13 protein-coding genes are annotated in these 20280 nt (G+C 70.6%); 6 read left to right on the forward strand and 7 right to left on the reverse strand.

Features of this window, described 5'->3' with window-relative positions; all coding sequences use genetic code 11:
* Positions 1–186 precede the first annotated feature (186 nt).
* From AB5L52_RS43330 to AB5L52_RS43350, 5 genes are read right to left on the reverse strand one after another with little or no spacing between them, the layout of a single operon-like run.
* Positions 187–2712, reverse strand: a complete 2526-nt coding sequence (locus tag AB5L52_RS43330; protein WP_369368552.1) for an acyl-CoA reductase — start codon at positions 2710–2712, stop codon at positions 187–189.
* Positions 2709–3875, reverse strand: a complete 1167-nt coding sequence (locus AB5L52_RS43335) for an acyl-protein synthase (RefSeq protein ID WP_351029721.1) — start codon at positions 3873–3875, stop codon at positions 2709–2711. The genes AB5L52_RS43330 and AB5L52_RS43335 overlap by 4 nt, the downstream gene beginning before the upstream one ends.
* Complete coding sequence (locus tag AB5L52_RS43340) at positions 3872–5005, reverse strand: GNAT family N-acetyltransferase (RefSeq protein WP_351576484.1); 1134 nt, start codon at positions 5003–5005, stop codon at positions 3872–3874. Before AB5L52_RS43340 ends, AB5L52_RS43335 begins: the two co-directional genes overlap by 4 nt.
* Positions 5002–6273 (reverse strand): MFS transporter, encoded by a 1272-nt coding sequence (locus AB5L52_RS43345; protein ID WP_369368553.1) that lies wholly within the window; start codon positions 6271–6273, stop codon positions 5002–5004. The genes AB5L52_RS43340 and AB5L52_RS43345 overlap by 4 nt, the downstream gene beginning before the upstream one ends.
* Complete coding sequence (locus AB5L52_RS43350) at positions 6270–7532, reverse strand: phenylacetate--CoA ligase family protein (protein ID WP_369368555.1); 1263 nt, start codon at positions 7530–7532, stop codon at positions 6270–6272. Before AB5L52_RS43350 ends, AB5L52_RS43345 begins: the two co-directional genes overlap by 4 nt.
* A gap of 567 nt (positions 7533–8099) precedes the next feature.
* Between AB5L52_RS43350 and AB5L52_RS43355 the strand changes: the two genes are divergently transcribed.
* The gene (locus tag AB5L52_RS43355) at positions 8100–9728 is read left to right on the forward strand and encodes a sigma-70 family RNA polymerase sigma factor (RefSeq protein WP_369368556.1); all 1629 of its coding nucleotides are present in this window, start codon (positions 8100–8102) and stop codon (positions 9726–9728) included.
* Positions 9729–9876: 148 nt separating this feature from the next.
* Here the strand turns inward: AB5L52_RS43355 and AB5L52_RS43360 are convergent, their stop codons facing one another.
* Positions 9877–10215: a hypothetical protein gene (locus AB5L52_RS43360; protein WP_369368557.1), complete on the reverse strand. Its 339-nt coding sequence runs from the start codon at positions 10213–10215 to the stop codon at positions 9877–9879.
* A gap of 318 nt (positions 10216–10533) precedes the next feature.
* On the opposite strand from AB5L52_RS43360, the gene AB5L52_RS43365 reads away from it, so the two are divergent.
* The 5 genes from AB5L52_RS43365 (at position 10534) to AB5L52_RS43385 (ending at position 19112) form a co-directional block, all read left to right on the forward strand.
* Complete coding sequence (locus AB5L52_RS43365) at positions 10534–12060, forward strand: helix-turn-helix domain-containing protein (protein WP_369368558.1); 1527 nt, start codon at positions 10534–10536, stop codon at positions 12058–12060.
* Positions 12061–12308: 248 nt separating this feature from the next.
* Positions 12309–13004 carry an alpha/beta fold hydrolase gene (locus AB5L52_RS43370; protein ID WP_369368559.1) on the forward strand — a complete coding sequence of 232 codons (696 nt, stop codon included), beginning with the start codon at positions 12309–12311 and terminating at the stop codon, positions 13002–13004.
* Between the two features lie 348 nt (positions 13005–13352).
* Positions 13353–15587 (forward strand): glycoside hydrolase family 31 protein, encoded by a 2235-nt coding sequence (locus AB5L52_RS43375; protein ID WP_369369070.1) that lies wholly within the window; start codon positions 13353–13355, stop codon positions 15585–15587.
* A 61-nt stretch (positions 15588–15648) separates the two neighbouring features.
* On the forward strand, positions 15649–18207 hold the full coding sequence (locus AB5L52_RS43380) for an alpha-N-acetylglucosaminidase TIM-barrel domain-containing protein (RefSeq protein ID WP_369368560.1): 2559 nt from the start codon (positions 15649–15651) through the stop codon (positions 18205–18207).
* 257 nt (positions 18208–18464) lie between these two features.
* Positions 18465–19112: a GPP34 family phosphoprotein gene (locus AB5L52_RS43385; protein ID WP_369368561.1), complete on the forward strand. Its 648-nt coding sequence runs from the start codon at positions 18465–18467 to the stop codon at positions 19110–19112.
* Positions 19113–19303: 191 nt separating this feature from the next.
* On the opposite strand, the gene AB5L52_RS43390 is transcribed toward AB5L52_RS43385, so the two are convergent.
* The gene (locus tag AB5L52_RS43390; protein ID WP_369368562.1) at positions 19304–20278 is read right to left on the reverse strand and encodes an antibiotic biosynthesis monooxygenase; all 975 of its coding nucleotides are present in this window, start codon (positions 20276–20278) and stop codon (positions 19304–19306) included.
* Between the last annotated feature and the right edge of the window lie 2 nt (positions 20279–20280).

Raw genomic sequence — 20280 nt, forward strand, 5'->3', positions numbered from 1 at the left:
CCGCTGGGGCCACGACACCAGCCTCACGCGGCGGGCTGCCTGGCCCGCAACGCTGCGACGAGGTCATCACCCCGGACAGCAGCGTGCTCCTGCAAGCGGGAACGGCGATTGCCGTGGTGTGCTCAAGGACATCGACGCCGGCGCGGCCTGGCCCAGGCCGCGCCGGCGGCCAGGTGGTTCGCCGTCTCAGCGCAGGTCGACGACGGTGCGAAGCTTGCCGCTGACAGGTGTGCGCTCGAAGGTCTCCCTCCGTACGCTCTCCACGGCAAGGGACAGCAGGCCCTCCGCCACCGCTGAGGCCACCTCCGGAACCTCGGTGGTGATCGCGGCACGGGTGAGGTCGGGGTCGGGGGCGTACTGCTCGTCGAGCCGGACCGTCAGCTGCTCCCGGTCGGTGCCGGGTGCCACCGACAGCTGCACCTCGCCGTGGTACGCGAGCCGCTCCTCCAACACCCGTACGATCCGACGGTAGTTGACGAAGTACGTGCCCACGCGCACCACATCGCCGTAGCGCCCGAGAAGCTCCAGACGCGGCACGGTGCTGCCGCACGCACACATGCCCTCCACCGCACGGCCCAGATCACCGATCTCGTAGCGCTCCAGGCGCTGACCGGCGCGGGCCCGGGAGGTGAACACCAGCCGGCCCGGTTCACCGGGAGCCACCGGCCGGTCCTCCCGCGGGTCCAGGATCTCCAGCGTGTGCAGGTCGGTGAGCACATGGTGGACCGAACCGGCGGAGGACGCGCACTGGTAGCCGAGAGGGCCGAGGTCGGTGCTGCCGTAGGCCGCGGAACGGATCACCTCCACCCCGAAGTCCTCGGTGAGCACCCTGCGTTGTTCGGTGGTGAAGTGCTCGCCGCCGTAGAACACCTTGCGGATGCCGCCGTAGGCGCGCAGCCGGTCGGACTCGGCGTGCAGCAGCTGCCACAGATAGGACGGCATGCCGAAGAGGGTGTCGGCCCGGTGGGCGACCAGTGCCTCCGCGACCATGGCGTGGTCGGGGCCTGCGGCGATCGGGAACTGGGTGGCGTTCAGCCGTTCCAGGATGGAGAAGAAGCTGATGAAGCTTCCGTACATGCCGCCGCTGTAGAAGAGGTTGGCCGCACGGTCCCGTGCCGGGTCGAAGCCGGCCGCGAGCAGGCCGTCCGCCGCGGCGCGCATCTGGTTGTCGTAGTCGTCGCAGGTGAACACCGACAGCGCGGGTGCGCCCGTGGAGCCTCCGCTGCGGAAGTACAGGTGTGCGTGGCGCGGGTCCAGGGTGGTGAGCGCGCGCTGCACGCCCTCCTTGCCGAGGAGCGGCGCGTCCGGCGCGGGGGGCAGCACCGGCGGCGCCACCAGGTCGTCCAGACAGGGCACCGTACGGAAGTCCGGGTCCGCGGCGCGCACGCTCACCCTGCGGCTGTAGCGCTGCAACGCGTAGACGCCGTCGTGCGGTTCGCCCTCGTAGCTGTCCAGCATGGAGCCGACCGGAGTGACGCGGGTGACGCCCGCGGCGAACATCGCGCGGGAGAGCTCGGCCACCTCCGCACGGTCGCCGCCGATCGCCGCGGTCTGCAGGTAGCGGCGCATGGGCCGCAGCGTCGCGGTGATCGCGTGCCGGGGGAGTGGCTTGACCCAGACGCTGCGGTGCAGCGGGGAGGCGTCCAGTGCGGGCCGCGTGTCGGCGAGGACCCGCCAGGAGCCGTCCTCGGCGGCGAACACACGGGTGAGGCCCAGGTGTTGTTCGAGCCGGGCGAGCTGCTGCACCGTGGTGATCTCCGCCTGCTCGGCGGGACCCGGCGAAGGCGCCTGGTGTCCGTCGGACACCTTCGCCAGCCGTTCGGCGAACCGCCCGGCGAGCGCGAAGAGTTCCTCGGTGGCGTCGGCATCCTCGGTGTCGAGATACACCACCTGCGGGCTGGAGCACGCCTGCTGTTCGTACCGGCAGACGTCCTCGGCGAGCGCGTCGAGCACGCCGTCCTCGGACGCGGCCTGCCGGGTCAGGTAGGCGAAGGAGATCCGGTGGCCCCATTCGACCACCCGGCAACCGGGCTGGGCCAGTTCGCCCGCCGCACGCACCGCGTCCTCGCCGCCCCACACCGCGATCGCGTCGGCCGGACCGCAGAGCGCCCGCAGCCACTCGCGGCGCGTGGAGGAGAAGCGCAGGGCGATGACACGCTCGGCGATCAGCCCGGAGGGGTCGGCCGCACCGAGCGCGGCGAGCACGTCGAGGGCGAGGGACGAGTCGGAGCTGCTGGACTTCAGCACGTTCAGGTTGCCGGCCAGCAGTCCCTCCACGACACTCAGCGGTGCCACGGCCGCGGCGTTGCCCGGCGCGATGTGGACCAGCAGGCCGACGGGCGCCCAGGCCTCGTACACCGTCTCGCGCGCGTCCGGCCGGGTCAGCCGTTCCGGGCGCAGGCCGCCCAGCTCCCGCCGCAGCTTGCGCTCCAGTGCCTCCCGGGTGAGTACGGTCGCCAGCTCGGCCAGCACGGCCGGGGCCTCGTCCGCGGGCAGCTGCCCGGCCAGCCGGGTGTACAGGGCGGAGGCGGGATCGGCCAGGTCACGGCTGACCGCGGCACACGCGCCGAGCACCACGTCGGTGGGCAGGGGACGGGTCAGGACCTGCCCCGCCAGCTCGGGCAGAGCGGCGAGCCGCCGGCCGGCCTCTGTGTCGTCGACGAACTCGCCCTGCCAGAGGTGGAGTACGGGGTGGTCTACGGAGGTGGTCACGACATTCCCTTCATCAGTTCGGCGGCGGCGACCGCGCAGCTGCGGTTACGGCTCACCCCGGCCCGGCCGTGCACGGTGAACCAGTCGGTGGACAGCGGGCAGGGACACTCCTCGCCGGGATGCAGCGACGCGAGGTCGCCCATCACCACGCTGTGCGCGGGAACCGAGGTGATGTAGGGGCTGACCAGGTGCAGGAAGCCACGGTCGCCGTACGGCAGTGGACGCAGAGTCCCGGTGTCGCGGACGGCCGCTCGGGACCACACCGGCACATGCAGCCGGTGCTGGGAACACTCGATGTACGGCACGCAGTGCTCGACGGAGCCGAACGTGTCGCGGACCCGCTCCGCGGGAATCCCGAGGCGGTCGGTGACCTCGGCGTAGAAGACGTCCTTGCCGATCTGCCGGTCGGCGTGCCCCTTCCAGCCGCCGCCGAGCACCACCAGCGATCCCTCGGGCAGCCGCAGCGGCGGCAGCCCCATCGCCCGCATCCGTTCCAGGGTGAAGTACAAGAACGCGGGGAAGCCCAGGATGCGGACCGGCACATCCTCCTCGGCGTAGCGCTGGAGCGCCGCGATGCAGCCGTGCACGTCGAACTCGTGGCCGGAGCCGGTGTGCCGCAGGGCGTGCGTGGTGTGCCGGGCCGGGGCGAAGTCGCACAGATAGTTGTCGGTGAACGACGTGCCCAGTTTCAGCGCCGGAGCCGGCTCGTAGCTGTAGAGCAGGTAGTTGACCGGCTGCTCGGGAGTGATCCAGCCGTAGTGGTCGAAGATCCGGGCCACCATGCGCTGGGCCGAGCGGATCGTCCACTCGTCGAAGAACATCTGTGACTTCTGGCCCGTGGTGCCCGAGGAGGTCAGATGCAGGAACACCTCGTCGCGCGGGATCGAGAGCACCTCATGGCGCTTGAAGAAGGCCGCGGGCACCAGCGGGGTGCGCACGCCCTCGCCGACTGTGGGAGCGGGCGCTTCGGCCGGGTCCTCGAACAGGGCGGCGAAGAAGGAGGAGCGGCCGGCGTGCCAGGCGTTGGCCTCCGCCATCGCGGCGGCGAACAGCGCGTCGGCGTCGGGGCCGTCGGCGTACGGCTCCGCCAGGTCGCACAGGCGCTGCACCTGGCCGAGGGCCGCCGGGTCGGGTACCGCGACGGGAGCGAGATGGGGTTTCATCGGGACACCTCATGAAGGGGCAGGTAGGTGGTGGTCCAGGCACTCAGGTAGGCACCGAGGTACGGCTGGAGCAGCGGGCTGACCGTGGTCGCGCGAAAGTCGATCTGGCGGCTGGTGCGCGAGAGCACCACGTAGTCGTGGAGCCGGTCGCCGATGCGGCGCATTGCGGGGTAGACCGCGCTCGGTACGAATCCCGAGGCGAGGAACACCTCCAGCGCCTCGGTGTCGGCCAGCGGCAGCAGCGCCTCGACATAGTCGGCGCCGGCCCGCGTGACCGACCCGATCATCGCCTCCAGGCTTCCCGCCACCGCGGCCGGACGCGGATGGACCGCGACCAGCGCGCAACTGCCCGCTACGACATCGAGGTCGGCATACGCCTCGAAGCGGCCGTCGGCAGCCACCAGGACCGCGTTGGGCGTGTGCAGCGGGAAGAAGCGGTCGTCGGCCGCGGGGAACAGCTCCAGGAAGCGACGCCGTACGAAGGCCGGGGCCGTGATCAGCTCGATGGGCTCGGTGCCGGCGGCGGCCGCCGCACCGCGGCAGGGGACGGGCCGGGTGCGGGTGTAGTCGATGCCGACGCCGTGGGAAGCGGCGGTCAGCAGCGCCGACAGCCGCTCGGGCACGCTCACCACGGGTTCGCGGCGCTCCAGCACGCCGTCGGCATAACGGGCGAACAGCGCGAGCGTCTCGCAGCCCTCGACCTCGACGGCGTTCGGCAGCAGACCGAGTGGCCGGAATCCATTGCGTAGGACGACCTGCTGCGGACCTTCGGTGACCAGACGGACGGTGGCGTACACCGAGTCCAGCAGGCCCGTGGCAAAGGCTTCGTCGCAGACCGCCCCGGTCAGCCGGGAGGCCAGACCGCCGCCGCGATGGGCGGGGTGCACCGCGAGGCCGACCAGTTTGCCGATGCGGCTGCCCGGTTCGGTCAGGACGACCGCGGAACCGACCGGTTCGCCCGTGTGGGCGCGAGCGGTGAGCCAGTGCGCGGTGCCATCGGTGATCAGCCGGCGCATGACCACCGGGTCGCTGCCGAGCGGCACCGGGTAGCCGTGCCCGTACACCTCGAAGTACAACTGCCGCAGCGCGGCGATGTCTTCGACGGACGCGGGGGAGAGGACCGCGTTCACGAGGCCTCTCCCGCGGGTACCGGCGCCGGTGCGTCCGTCGTGTGCTGCTCGGCGGCGTCGGCGCGGCTGCCGAGCCACCACAGCGCCAGCGCGACCGGCACGAGCCCCGCGCCCTGCGCCAGGCACAGCGTTGTGGCCGTCAGACGGTCGCCCAGTGCGCCGAACACCAGCGAGGCCACGGGGAACGTGGCGCCGAGCACTCCCTGCATGACGGCGAAGAAGGCCGGTTTGTCGTCAGCGGGCACCAGTCGCTGGAACAGCGCGACGAACCGTACGCCGATCACGCCGACGCACCAGCCGGCCACGGCCATCGATGCGAGGGCCGCCGCATGCCCGGCGAACATGCCCGGCAGACCGAGGGCCACGGCCATCAGGGTCAGGCACAGGCTGCCGACCGTGATGGGACGGCCGGGCAGGCGTCCGCCTGTGAACGAACCCAGCAGGGTGCCCGCACCGAGGGCCGTCTCCAGCGAGGCGACGGTCGAGCCGGTCGCGTGCAGCACCTGTTGGGTGTACAGCGGCATCACGACATAGACGGCGGTGGTGAAGACGTTGGCGGCGGCGAAGCAGACCAGCACACGACGGATGAACGGCAGCCCGGCGAGCACCCGGCGCAGCGTGCGCCGCTCGGGGGCCGGGCCGTCCGCGGACCCACGGTGCGGAAAGCGCGTGGAGCCGATCAGCAGGGCGGCGAGCAGGTACGCGGCGCCGCAGACGGCTGTGACACCGGCCAGCGCGCCCGCGTCGACCACGAGGGGGCCGAGCAGTCCGCCGCACAGTCCGGCGACGGACTGCGTGGACAGTTCGAAGCCGGTGGCGGACTCGATGTCGGCGTCCTCGACGAGTTCCGGGACCGAAGTGGTCAGACAGGGATCGAAGACCGCCTGGCAGCCGGCCAGCACCAGCCCCACCGCGTAGGCGGCGGCCATGGGCAGGGCGCCGGCGTAGGCCAGGACGGCAGCCGTCAGGGCCACCGCACCCGCCACGGTCGCCGCGCTCGTCAGCACCGTGCGGTGGGCGTGCCGTGCGACGATGCGGGCGATCACCGGGGCCAGCGCCACCGCGGGCAGGGTGCTCACCATGAGGAACAGGCCCGAGTCGAGCCCGCGGTGCTCGCCGCCCGCGAACCCGACGAGCCACCAGACCGCGCCGACCTGGAACATGCGGCTTGCCGCCTGGGTGAGGAGCTGACCGGCCCAGACCCTGCCGAAGGACGGATTGCGCAGGACGAGCGGCAGACGCCGTTCGTGCGCAGGCGCCGCGCTCACGTGTGCGGCCGTTCGTCGACGACCCGGATGAGCTTGCCCGAGCGGGAGTTGACCGCGAGATCCTGGTGTCGTACCCATTCGACGCCGAGCGGGTTCACGTGCCCGGAGGCGGTCGCGCTCGCGTAGAAGGGCCGCTGGGCGAGGACCGCCGCTACGACGGACTCCCCGAGCGTGGCAGGAATGTTCCCGGGATCGGCGACCGCGAGCCGCAGCACCAAGCCGTCCCGGCCGTCCCGGCGCCGCACCACGAGCTGCACACCGGTCACCTCGCCGCGGGTGTCAGCGGCCGTGACGACCTCGTGGACGTCCTCGGTGTAGAGAGACACGGGGCCGACCCGCACGCCCTCCTCGGCGCGCCCGAGGATACGGAAGACACCTGCGTCCCGGTCCACCCACTCGGCCCGGTCGCCCGCCGGATAGCGGAGCACGGGCATGAGCCGCCTGCGGAGATCGGTGACGACGAGCCGTCCCGGCACGCCGTTGCCGTCGACGGGTTCGTCGGTCTCGTCATAAAGGATCTCGACCACCGTGTGCGGTGTGAACGCGCGGTGCATGCGCGGATCCCCGCCGGGCACGGGCGCGCCGAGGAGCCCCGCGTCCACGCTCGCATAGCCCAGGGAGCGCGGCTCGGCATTCGGGAACGCGGCCCGGAGCAGCGGGAGTTGGTCTCCGAAGAGGCATTCCCCGCCGAAGAAGAGCAGCTCCACGTCCGGCAGGGTCCGGTTCGCGCCGGCCAGGCGTTCGGCGAGCGCGCACAGAGTGGTCGGGGTGCCTGCGACGACCTGGACCCGGAACTCCTCCAGGGTCGCCGCGGTGGATTCCCAGGGCGTCGCGCCGCCGATGGGCAGGCGGACGTTGGCCACGGGGGAGCGGTGCAGGGAGTCGAGGACGAAGCTGAAGCTGGCGTACAGGTCGCCCGCGTAGAAGAGATCCGCCACCCGGTGACCGGGCCGCAGCCCGGCGTGGACGAGTCCGGCGCCGAACGCGGCGGTGAATTCACGCCATTCGGTACGGGTGTAGTAGGAGAACTTGGGCGAGCCCGTGGTTCCGCCGCTGCGGAATACGACCGCTTCGTTCAGAGGGGCGGTCAGCAGCCGGTTGTCGCGGGGCGCGTTGGCTCGCCAGAAATCGGCCTGGGGTACCACCGGGAGATCCGTGAGATCAGTCACGTGATCGTCAACGTGGGCGTAGAGCTCGCGGTAGAAAGGTGAGTTGTGCCGGGCGAAACGTATGAGTTCCGCAATTGATTGAACGGGCATCAATTCCTGCTCGAAGGCGTGGACCGCCGGCACGGAACGCCGGCAGAGTGCGACGGGATGAGCCCACTGACGTGGACTTCGTGCGCTGAGTGTGTGAAGGGGCGGATGCTCGTGAAGAGCGGGTGCCCGGAGGTGAGTCTATCTCACCATTCGGAACGGGCTTGCATCAACTGGCCAACCGTGGAAAGGCGATTGATGCCTCGCGGACGGGTTATGGGGAACTTTGGTTCCCGGGGAACCGGAGACGGTGATCACATCCAGCCTGTCACCTATCACCGCTCTTTGAGGATGGCTCAAGGAAGCCTTATGGAAAGCCGATTCCCGGCGATCCGTGCTATGGCTGGATTGTGACTCAGTCCGCCCCGAAGACCTGATTCAAAGAATGCGAAAAATCAGGGACCTGTCGTCGCGCCCGGCCGCTGGGTCACGACGGCGTCGTGGGTCGCCCGAGTGGTGGTCCCCGGGTCGACAGGGATTCCCCGTCGAAGAAGTGTTATCCGGGGCGCGTCGAGAGGTCTCCCAGGTGTCGGGCACAATCGTGCGGTCTCGAGGACAGGAAGCATGGGTATGAGCACGCAGGACGCGACGGAGACGGCGGCACTGGTCACGGCCGCCCGAGCGGGCGACACGCAGGCACAGGACGCCTTGGTCAACGCGTACCTCACCCTGGTCTACAACATCGTGGGCCGGGCGCTGAACGGCTCGGTGGATGTCGACGACGTGGTGCAGGAGACCATGTTGCGGGCCCTGGACGGGCTGGGCGGACTGCGTGCTCCCGAGCGTTTCCGCTCCTGGCTGGTGGCCATCGCGATGAACCAGGTCCGGGAGTACAGGCAGAATCGTCTCTCCGCCCCGGGCGGGGTGGAGGAGGCCGAGGACCTGGCCGATCCGGGTGCCGACTTCGTCGATCTGACCGTCGTCCAGCTCCAGCTCACGGGGCAGCGCCTGGAGACGGCGCGGGCGACACGCTGGCTGGAGCCCGACGACCGGGAACTGCTCTCCCTGTGGTGGCTGGAGTGCGCCGGCGAGCTCACGCGGGCCGAGGTCACGGCGGCTCTGGACCTCTCGCCCCAGCACGCGGCGGTCCGGGTCCAGCGGATGAAGGCGCAGTTGGAGGCGGCCCGCGTGGTGGTACGAGCCCTCGACGCGCGCCCGCGGTGCGAGGAACTTCGCATCGTGGTGGCCTCCTGGGACGGCAGGCCCTCGGCCCTGTGGCGCAAACGAATAGCCCGGCACGCGCGCGGCTGCACGCTCTGCAGCGGGTTGTGGAGCGGACTGATGCCCGCGGAAGGGCTGCTGGCCGGTCTGGCACTGATCGCGGCGTCACCCGCACTGCTCGCCATATTTGCTTCCGGTGCGCCCAAGCTCGCCGCGGCCGGCGCTGTCACACCGTTCGGCGACCCCGGTGGTGGCGCGGGCTCGGGCCCGGGCACCGGACGGCGTCGCATACGGGGCCGTACCGGATCGCGCAGCCAGTCCCGTCGGCGTCGGCGCATGCGTCGCCGGGCCGTCGGTGGCGCCGTCGTCGCCGCGTGCGTGGCGGGCGGCGGCCTGTGGTACTTCGGTACCGATTCCGGCACCGACGCCGATCGCGCGAACGCCGAGCGAAGTGCAGCCGTCCCGGTCCTGGATGTCTCCACGCCCAGCGCCTCGCCGTCGACTTCTCCCTCTCCGTCCCGGTCCGCGACCAAGCGGAAGAAGGCAAGCACCGCCAAGCCGGCGAGTCCTGCCGCGAAGAGCACACCCAGCGCCCCGGAGTCCCCCCGCCCGGCTCCTGCCGCGCCCAGCACACCGCAGTCGCAGCCGGATACCAGCGACGTCGCCGGCCAGGTCGTCGCGCTGGTCAACAAACAACGGTCAGCCGCCGGCTGCGGTCCGCTCACCGAGAACCCGCAACTGCAGAAGGCGGCCCAGGGCCAATCCGACGACATGGCCGCACGCCACTTCTTCGACCACACCAACCCGGACGGCGCGGATCCCGGGCAGCGCATCACCGCCGCCGGTTACCAGTGGTCCACCTATGGCGAGAACATCGCCCAGGGCCAGCAGACCGCCGCAGCCGTCATGGACTCCTGGATGAACAGCCCCGGCCACCGGGCGAACATCCTCAACTGCTCCTTCAAGGACATCGGCGTCGGCGTCCACAAGGGACAGGGCGGTCCCTGGTGGACGCAGGACTTCGGCGCCAAGATGTGACGCATCCGCCGTGCATCCTGTGGCGCGTACGCAGACCTCGCCCCCGCCCTCGCCGCACCGCCGGCCACGGCTACAGGCCGGCTCAGGCTGCCTGACCGTGGCGTTCCGCACGGCGGCAGCGGGTGGGCTGGTCGGGCGCGGGCTCGGGTCAGGAGTGGCTGGTGGTTCCGCTCTCCCAGGGGGAGCCGTCGTTGCCGCCCGTGCGGTAGTTGTGGGTTGCTGTCCCCGCGTAGGTCCACCCGTCGGCCGGGGCGGTGCTCCACGTGGTGTGGATGGTGACGGCGGCTGTCCAACGGCCGGCACCGTGGTAGTAGATGCCGTTGCCGCCGTCGACGGCGACTTCCGCGGGGCCGCTGGAGCCTGAGACCCCGCTGTGATACTCCTGACCGGCGAAGCCGTCGAAGATGGCGACGTCGACCCAGGCCCCGGTGGTGTGGTTGTGGGCGTGGGTGCGGTAGTACGAGTCCCACACCCAGTGGGCCCGCACGTGGTAACAGCCGTCGGGCCGCGGCCCTCGCGGTCGCCGGTGGTTCCACCATCGGGACCGCCGGCACTGCCGGTGCCGCCACGCACCCCAGCTGGACCATGTGTTGCTGGTCGCTTCACGGCGGATGTCCGCCCAGGTAGAGGGTGGCTTGAGCGTGCGCCGCCAAACGTATGTCGCGGGCAAACAGCATGAAGGACCTCATTGCACGGTGAAGCGGTCGTTCCGGTGTCGAACCGTCCAGTGAAACCGTTGTGTACCTGCCAAGGTCTGGATACTCTCCGGGAGACCTGGTTCCGGCTGTCTCTCGGGGGGAGAGGCATGCACCGTAGCGATGTGCACGCGCGGACGGCGGCGGCCGTCCGGGTTCGACGGGCCGATGACGTGCTGGAAATGCAACGCCTCGCTCGCAGAGGCGGCATCCCGGTGCTGCTGCGCCGGCTGGCCGCCCGCGCCGGAGCCGACGTGCTCCTCATGGACTCCGCGGGTGCCATGGCCTCCCCGCTGCAAGCGCCCCTTGGCGACGCCGAAGGGGACCTCGCCCGGCGCGCGGTGCGAGAACTCACCGTCCGGGGGCTGAAGTCCGTGACCATCGACCACGACGGGCTCACCTGCATCGCCCTGCCCCTCGACGGCCCGCGAGGCGTGTGCATGCCTGTGCTCGCCGCCGTGTTCTCCCAGCCGACGACATCTGAAGTGCCGCTCCTGCTTGCGGACGCCTCATCCGCCCTGAGTCTGAGCTGGATGACGGAACACACCCGGCAGCAGCAGTGTCGGCTGAAGCTCGCCGACGCCCGCATGCGGGAAGCGGTCATGCACCTTCTGATGAACGGTCAGGCCACCGCCGCACGCCAGATCGCGGGGACACTGCGACCCGCGCTGCCCGCGACGATTCGGGTGTACGTCATCGAAGGGCCGCCCGGCGTACGGAACCAGGTGGTGGAAGAGCTGAGCGAGGCGGCTGAGCGCGCATGGGTCGTGCCCTGTCCCGTCTACGCCCACCACATATTCGTACTCGCGCCCGCCGCCTCCGACGCAGACCCCGGCCACGCCCCGAAATGGACCAGGTCGGCGTCGCTGAAAGCCGGCTGCTGTATCGGCGTGAGTGACGTGGTGTCGCTACACGATACCGCCACCGGCTATGCCCAGGCCTTTCATGCCCTGGCGGCCGCACGCCACCGCACCGAACGGCAGTCCTCGTTCACCAGCAACCCCGACCTGGCACTCACCATCGGCCCGGAGCTCGCCACTTGGGCCCGGGGCTTTCTCGCGCCGGTCCACGCCCACCGTGCCAGACGACCGCAGGACCCTGACGGCCCCGAGTTGCTGGCCACGCTCGCGTCATGGCTCAGCTTCTCCTCGCGTGCGACCGCCCACCTGAAGATCCACCGCAACACTTTGTCCGCACGCCTGGCCGCCATCCAGAAACTCCTGGACCTGGACCTGGATCGACTCGCCGATCAAGCCGCCCTGGCCCTCGCACTTCGCGCGATCGCGCCAGGCAGCTCCGCCCATCCGCAACACAGCGCCGGACTGGTGCCCTCCCTGGACGAACTCCTCCAGCTGCCCCACGTCACGGCCTGGGCGGACCGCCAATTCCGGCCTTTGCGCGCTCCCGTGATCCCGACCTGTATCCCCGACACACTCGCCACCTGGTTACGCCTCGACGCACGTATCGCACCGACCGCGTTGGCGCTGTCCCTCTCGACATCCGCCGTCCGCAAACGCCTGGCACGCAGCGAATCACTGCTCCAGCGTTCGCTGCTACGGTCCCCCAGCGCCGCCCACGATCTGTGGCTCGCGCAACGGTCCCTCGACCTGACCGCGCGGAAACCGGCGCCGGCTTAGCTCGCCGACGAGTTCAGCGCCGCCCCCGCCACCCCGGTACTGGCCGAACAGGACTCCGGCAGCGCGGCGCGCATTCTGGCCGCGGCGCGGCAACCGGTGCTCAAACGCGGAGTCAGGGGACTGACCATCGCGGAGATCGCGGAGCGTGCCACCGCTGACGCGGCAGTAGCCGCGATGGCGGCCAAGCGCGAGCGGCGGCTCGACTCCATCGGTAGACGTGAGGGCTGAAGACTCGTGAAGACTGACGAGTGAGGAGACACGTCCTGCCACTCCACCGTCACGTCCGTCTCAACAGCATCGACGTCCACATCGCCGAGCAGGGCGAAGGACCACTCGTCCTGCTGCTGCACGGCTTCCCGGAGGCGTGGTACTCCTGGCGGCACCCGATCGACGCCATCGCGGCCGCCGGCTACCGCGTGGTCGCGCCGGACCAGCGCGGCTACGGCACCACCGACCGGCCCGACGGCATCGACCAGCACTCGATCTTCCACCTCGTCGGCGACGTCGTCGCGCTCATCCGCGAGTTCGGCGAGGAACAGGCCGTCGTCGAGCAGTGTTTCGGCGCGGGCTTCTACCAGAACTACTTCCAGGACCCGGGAGTTGCGGATGCCGACCTGGGCAGGGACGTCGCGGCCACCCTGCGCCTGACCTACGGCGCCGTCCGCAGTCCCGAGCCCTCGCTCGGCTTCCTCGGCCGGTTCGCCGAACCCGAGACGCTGCCGTCCTGGCTCACCGAGGAAGACCTGGCCACCTTCGTGTACCGCAACCTCGACCGCAACGGGGAGCTGACCGCCGCATGGCAGGACGCCCCGATCACCCCGCCGTCGCTGTACATCAGCGGTGAGAACGACGCTGTGCGCACCTTCTACGCGATGGACGACGCCGTGCGGGCCGTCGTGCAGAACCTGCGCGGCGTCATCGACCTTACGTCTGGACGCCGGTGAGCGCGTCCCAGGTGGCGCTACCCCGACCAGCTCCCAGGCTTCGCTGCACGAGGAGTTTCCGTACAGAAATGCCGTGTCGCGGCCACCATGAGACGGGGGTACCGCCGTCGCACGCGCGCCCACGGGTGGGGCCGACGTGGCGAGAGAGCAGCGGTCGATCACCGCGACACAAACCCGCACACCACGTCCCTGAAGTGGAAGCGTCATTGACAAGTGACTTTTCCTGCTCAATTATCTGCCGAATCAAGCATGTTCTTGCATCGATCTGGTTCGGACCCTGTATCGCAGCTCTCAGGCACCCTTCGTCGAAGGAGATGCGCCGTGCTCGGACGACTCCGCAGACTCAGAATGCTCCTCGCCGTTTCCTGCCTGGCTCTCGCGCTCCCCGTGGCCCTGCCCCCGCAGGCCCGGGCAGCCGGAGAGAACCCGGCGGCCGCCCCGCCCAAGCTGGACGCCACCGTCGGCGGACTCGCGCTCACCGTCCCACCGAGCGGCAACGCCCCCGGCTACGTTCTCGATGTGACGACCGCTCAACTGGAACTGTCCACCAGACGCTCCGGCGCATCCGTACTGGTCACCGCGGCCGGCGACGCCGGAGCCCTGCGCTTCCGCCTCGACGGCAGCTGGCAGCACGCCACCAGGGTCACCGGCTGGACCTGGCGCGGCGGCACCCTGACCCTCACCGCGGACACGACCGCCCAAGGCGCCACCGTGCAGGCCCGGATCACACCGTCCGCCGACCGCTACGCACTCGACTGGAACGTCAAGGGCGCCGCCCCCGACCGGCTGGGCCTCGCCTACGACCTGAAGTCCGCAGGTCACTGGTACGGCCAGGGTGAGGCCGAGACCCCACAGGGCGGGCCCGGCACCGACCAGCCGTGGCCGCTCGACAGCGGCGAGGTCGTCCACCCCGCCTTCAGCCCGTCCTCGTACGACATGATCGATCCCTTCTGGTACACCTCCGGCGCGACCGGACTGCGGGTGGACACCGGGCACGTCATGGACGTGTCGATCAACGGCGGCAAGGACGGGCTCGCCCGCTTCGACATCGAATCCCCCGATCCCTACAAGGCGACCGTCTTCGTGGAGTCCACCCCGCTGGAGGTCTACCGCGACTACGTCGGCATCGTCGGCAAGCCCGCCAAGAGCGACGCGACGTACGAGCAGTACGCCGAGCCGGTGTGGAACTCCTGGGCGCAGTTCTACACCCACGTCGACCAGACCCGGCTCCTGGACTACGCACAGGACCTGCACGACAACGGCCTGGGCGGTCACACGCTCCAGCTCGACGACAAGTGGGAGTCCGACTACGGGAACATGACCTTCGACGCGAAGGCCTACCCGGACCCCAAGGCCATGTCCGACAAGATCCACCGGCTCGGCTTCGACTTCGGCCTCTGGGTCACCCTCTGGATCAACCTGGACTCCGACCAGTACCGGTACGCCGCCGACCACGGCTATCTGCTCAAGGACGCGGGAGACACGACGAAGCCGTGCACGGTCACCTGGTGGAACGGCACCGCGGGCATCGTCGACCTCGCCAACCCCGAAGCCAAGGCCTGGTACGTCGGACGGCTCCGGAAGCTGATGAGCACCTATGGCGTCGACGGGCTGAAGTTCGACACCCGCTTCTTCGACGACAAGTGTGCCCCGCACGACGGCTACCAGCCCACCGACTACCAGCGGCTCGGCGCCGAACTCGCCGACGGTTTCGACCTCCAGGGCGTCGGTATCCGCGTCCACTGGGACACCACCGCCCACCACGCCGGATTCGTCACCCGGCAGGTGGACAAGGGGACCGGCTGGAACTCCCTGCGCGCCTCCGTCACCCAGAACCTCGCGATCTCCACGATCGGCTACCCCTTCGTCACCACCGACATGATCGGCGGCTCCAGCAGCGAGCCCCCGCCGAGCAAGCAGGTCCTGGTGCGCTGGGCCCAGTCCGCCGCGCTGCAGCCGCTCATGTACTCCTCCACCTCGCCCGTGGACACCATCGACGTGACGACCGGCAAGAAGGTCACCTACGACCGGCAGACCATCGACCTCTACCGCCAGGCGATCGCGCGGCACGAACGGCTCGCGCCCTACATCTGGGACCAGGTCCGGCAGACCCTGAAGACCGGCGACCCGATCATGCGTCCGCTGTTCTTCGACTTCCCGCGGGACCCGGCGGCCTACACGGTCACCGACGAGTGGATGCTCGGCCCGGCCGTCCTCGCCGCCCCACAGCTCACCGACCGCGCCACGCGCACCGTCCATCTCCCGCCCGGCGTCTGGTACGACGTCCACCACGGCACGGTGATCCACGGCCCCAGGACCCTCCCCGGCTATGCCACCCCGCTCGGCGTCACCCCCGCGTTCGTGAACCTCGGCGCGCGGGGCGCCACCCAGGCCCTGCGGGCGTTGCGAGCCGCCGACGCCCCCGCCTTGCCCATGCCCATGCCGCTCGCCCAGAAGATCCCTTCCGACAACCAGGTCCGGCCGACCGTCGTGCCCGTCGACGGGCACCCCCGCCCGCATCGCCCTGTCCCGCTCCCCGACCTTCCCACGACCGAGAGGCTCCCACGTGTCCGTCAGCCGTAGACCGCCCGGCCCAGCGAACGACCGCGATGACGACCACGTGCCGTACTCCGCAGGGACGTTCATGGACAGCGACAGTCACGGGGCCGCCGACGTCACCCGCAGAGGCGTTCTCGCGGGCGCGCTCGTCCTCGGCGGCCTCGCCCTGCCCGGGGGCCCATGGCCGGCGTACGCGGCAGACGACCCGGAACCCGCGGTGGCCGCGCTGCGGAGGCTGCTGCCCGAACACCACGACCAGTTCACGCTGCGGCCGCTCGCCGCGGACGGCACGGACCGGTTCCGGGTCACCGGTCGCACCGGCCGGATCACCGTCGAGGGCACCAGCCCCGCCGTCCTCCTCACCGGCGTCCACACCTACCTGCGGCGCACCGTACACGCCTCGGTCTCCTGGACCGGCGACCAGCTCGCGCTGCCCCGCCGGCTTCCCGCTCCCGCCGATGAGCTCACCGGGACGGCGAACGTGCCCCACCGATTCGTCCTCAACGACACCGACGAGGGCTACACCGGCCCCTACCGCGACTGGGACACCTGGCAACGCGAACTGGACGTCCTCGCCGCCCACGGCGTCAACCGCATCCTCGTCTACGTGGGCGCGGACGCCGTGTACTACGACACGTTCCGGCGCTTCCCGTACACGGACGCCGAGTTGCGGTCGTGGATCCCGGCCCCGGCCCACCAGCCGTGGTGGCTGCTGCAGAACATGTCGGGCTTCGGCGGCCCGGTCTCGCGCCGGCTCATCGAGCGGCGGGCGGAGCTGGCGGGGCGGATCGTCGACCGGGTGCGGGAACTGGGCATGACGCCGGTGCTGCCCGGCTACTTCGGCACGGTCCCCGACGACTTCCCCGCCCGGTACGGCGGGGACGCGGCGGTCGTGGCACAGGGAACCTGGGGCGCCTTCAGACGGCCCGACTGGCTCGACCCGCGCACCACGGCCTTCCGGGACGTGGCGGCCGCCTTCTACCGCGCCCAGTCGGACCGCTTCGGCGACAGCACGATGTACAAGATGGACCTGCTGCACGAGGGCGGCAACGCCGGCGACGTACCGGTGGGCGAGGCCGCCAGGGCCGTCGAGGCGGCTCTGCAGAGGGCACACCCCGGCGCGGTCTGGGCCATCCTCGGCTGGCAGACCAACCCGCCCCGAGCCCTGCTGGACGCCGTCGACAAGACCCGCATGCTGATCGTCGACGGGCTCTCCGACCGCTTCCCGACGGTCACCGACCGGGAGAGCGACTGGGGCGGCACTCCCTACGCCTACGGCAGCATCTGGAACTTCGGCGGCCACACCGCGATCGGCGCCAACACCCCCGACTGGGTGGAGTGGTACCCCAAGTGGCGTGACAAGAACGGCAGCCGACTGTCCGGGATCGCGGCGATGCCCGAGGCCTCCGACAACAACGCGCCCGCCCTCGCCCTGCTCACCGACCTGGCATGGACGCCCGGCACGATCGACCTGGACGACTGGTTCGCCGCCCACGCCGTCTCCCGCTACGGCGGCGCGGACCCGCATGCGGCCGCCGCCTGGCGCGCACTCCGCGCCACGGCCTACGGCATGCGGCGCACGGACTCCTGGAGCGAGGCCCCGGACGGCGTGTTCGGCGCCCGCCCGAGCCTGACCGCGACCAAAGCCGCCTCCTGGAGCCCGGAGGCCGCCCGCTACGACACCGTGGCCTTCGACCCGGCACTGAGTGAACTCCTGGAGATCCGGGAGGAGTTGAGAGACAGTCCCGCATACCGGTACGACATCGTGGACGTCGCCCGCCAGGTCCTGTCCAACCGCAGCCGTCTCCTGCTCCCGCAGATCAGGGCGGCCCACGACGCGGGCGACGAGACCCTGTTCGGCACGCTGACCCGCACCTGGCTGTCCTGGATGGACCTGCTGGACGAGCTGCTGTCGACGTCCCGCCCCCACCTGCTGGGCAGCTGGCTGGCCCAGGCGCGGGCCTGGGGCGCGGACCGCGCCGAGCGGGACCGCCTGGAGTACGACGCCCGGTCGATCCTCACCACCTGGGGCGGCCGGGCCAACAGTGACGAGGGCCTGCACGACTACGCCAACCGCGAGTGGGCAGGCCTGGTCGGGGGGCTGTACCGCACGCGCTGGCAGACGTACTTCGACACCCTGTCGTGCGGAAAGGACCCGGCCACGATCGACTGGTTCGCCCTTGAGGACGCCTGGGCACACGGCCACGAGGCGCATCCGACCGAGCCCCACGGGTCGCCGTACGCCCTGGCCCGCCGGGTGCGGGACGTCCTCGCGAGCGCCCCCTACCAGTCCACACTGACAGCGGTGGCAGACCGGGGCGCGGTGGCGCGCAACAGCCCGGCCGTCGTGACGCTCGCCCTCACCCACCGCAACGGGTTCGCGCCGGCACACGAGTTGGCCCTCGCCTTCAAGCTCCCCGCCGGCCTCACCGCGCACCCCCTCGACCCGGTGGAGGCGGCAACGCTGTCCCCCGGCGAAACACTCACCGCCCGCTTCGAGATCCGTCTCTCCGGGGCCCCGGACACCCGGGGCGGCCGGCTGGTCGCGGTGGCGACCCAGCGGGACGGCGGCAGGACGGTCGCTCCACTACGGCTGACGACGGCCACCGAAGCCGGCGAGCCGCAGCGCACGGTCACATCTTGACTCCGGTCCCGCTCACCGCACGAGAGCGCACCAAATCGCGTTCGGTCCCACACGCATCGCCGTTGAGAACGTTCAACCGACCGCGGACGACCGCGCCCTCTGTCACCACTCCAGGGACGCACTGGCCGCCGCGATGTACGAGATCGCGGCGGGGCGGGCGCCGCAGGGCGCGCTGGCGGCACCGTGGGAACCTCCTGGTGGCTCCGTGCGTCTGACGGGCTGGTACAACGATCACGAAAGGTACTGGTGGACTGAGGATGGCCGTCACGCTGGCCGAGGAGATCATGCTGTTGTCCCTGGACGATGAGTCCGGGGTGCCGGAGCAGCGGCACGCGGCGGGCTGGGCCGTCGCTGGCGGGATCCTGCTGGACCTGGTTCTCGCCGGGAGGTTGTCCGTCGAGGGCAAGTACCTCGAAGTGGCGGACAGAACACCGACCGGTGAGCAATTGCTCGATGACCGACTGGTGCTGATTGACTCCTGGCTGGGCGGCCGCGACAAGCGGCGCGTGACGCACTGGCTGAAAAGGGACCACACCAAGGCCGCCAAGGCGGCTATGGAAAGCCTGTGCGCGCGCGGCGTGGTCGTCGAACAGCAGCACAGGGCCCTCGGGCTGTTCCCCACACGTCGCTACCCTGAGGCCGACGGCGGGCCCGAGAGGGAGCTGCGGCAACGGCTCCGGGCCGTCGTCCTGGACGGCGCAGCCCCGGACGAGCGCGCGGCGGGCCTCATCGCCCTGATCCACTCCGCCAAGCTGCACCGCCTGGCATTTCCCGGCGTCCCGCGCAAGGAGGTGGCCGACCGGATGGCAGAGGTCGCGGACGGCCAGTGGGCGGCCGAGAGCGTTCGCGCCGCGATCCGCAACATGCAGACGGCCATCGCGGCTGCCGCTGTCGCCGGCACGTAGCCGCACGCCAAGCCCCCGCCGCACACGAGGTGTGGGGCAGCCGGATCGAGCCGTTCCTGTCGGCCGATCCGGTCCATGGCCGACGACGGGCAGGCCGTACGGTCCTCGGTCCACACCCGATGAGGGCAGGTCAACGGCGCCCGCAAAAAGAGGGGGCCGGGGTCAATGAGGTGGACCATCATGCCTGCCGGTCAGGGCAGGGTCCAGAGCCGGACCGTGACGAGGTAGAAGAGGGCGGCCCAGAAGGCCATCGCCACGACGACGATGCCGAGGCCGCGGAAGTACGTCCTTGCCGCGGGTGCGCCCGGTGGCGGCCGCAGCCACCGCCCGAGCAGCGGGTTCACGTAGTAGGGCATGGTGAAGAAGCTCATGACGAAACTCGACAGCAGATTGCCCACGAGCAGGCCGATCCAGAGCGGCATGTGCAGCGGGAACAGAGCGAGCGTCAGCAGTACGACGGTCGGGTAGAGGCCGACCCAGACGGCGAGGGAGGTCCTGGTCTCGGAGGGTGGCGGTGGTGCCTCCTTGCCGTTGCCCTCGAAGGCGAACCAGCTGCCGAACGAGTTGTCGATCGTGTGCAGTCTGAAATCGCTGAACTTCTCGCCCTCGGCCAGAACCTCCTGCCGTTGCCGCGACGTCAGCCAGGCGTCGAGGTGCTCGGCGCTGTCGTAGCGGTACAGCGTGGTCCACTCCTCCTGGAGCCCCTCGATGGGGCGGAAGAGCTCGGTACCGCGAAACCCGTCGAACTTGCTCTCCTCCTCGGTCATGTGGTGCTGCCAGGCGAGGAAGTCGTCTACCTGGTCCGGTTGGACACGATGGGTGACCACCACGGTGACCAGCGGATCCAGCGATTGGGTCCCACTGCTGACCACCTGCTGGGTCGCCGGACCGTCGAAGTACTTGGCGCCGGCGTCGAGATATGTCTGCCTGGTCGCGCTGTTGATCCACGCCTGCAGATGTGCCACCGAGTCGAACCGGTACACGACGACCCAGTCGGGTTGCAGCGGTGTCGGCGGGGAGACCTCCGCACCGAGGAAACCGGGGTAGTAGGCGGCCGCGGCGTTGAGGTCCTCCTGCCACTTCTGGAACTTCTGCTCCCTCCCGGGCAGGACCTTCTGGCCGATGATCGCGGTCGCCGCGGCGGCTACGTTCTTCTGGGTGTTCATGG

The sequence above is a fragment of the Streptomyces sp. CG4 genome (assembly GCF_041080655.1).
GTDB lineage: Bacteria > Actinomycetota > Actinomycetes > Streptomycetales > Streptomycetaceae > Streptomyces.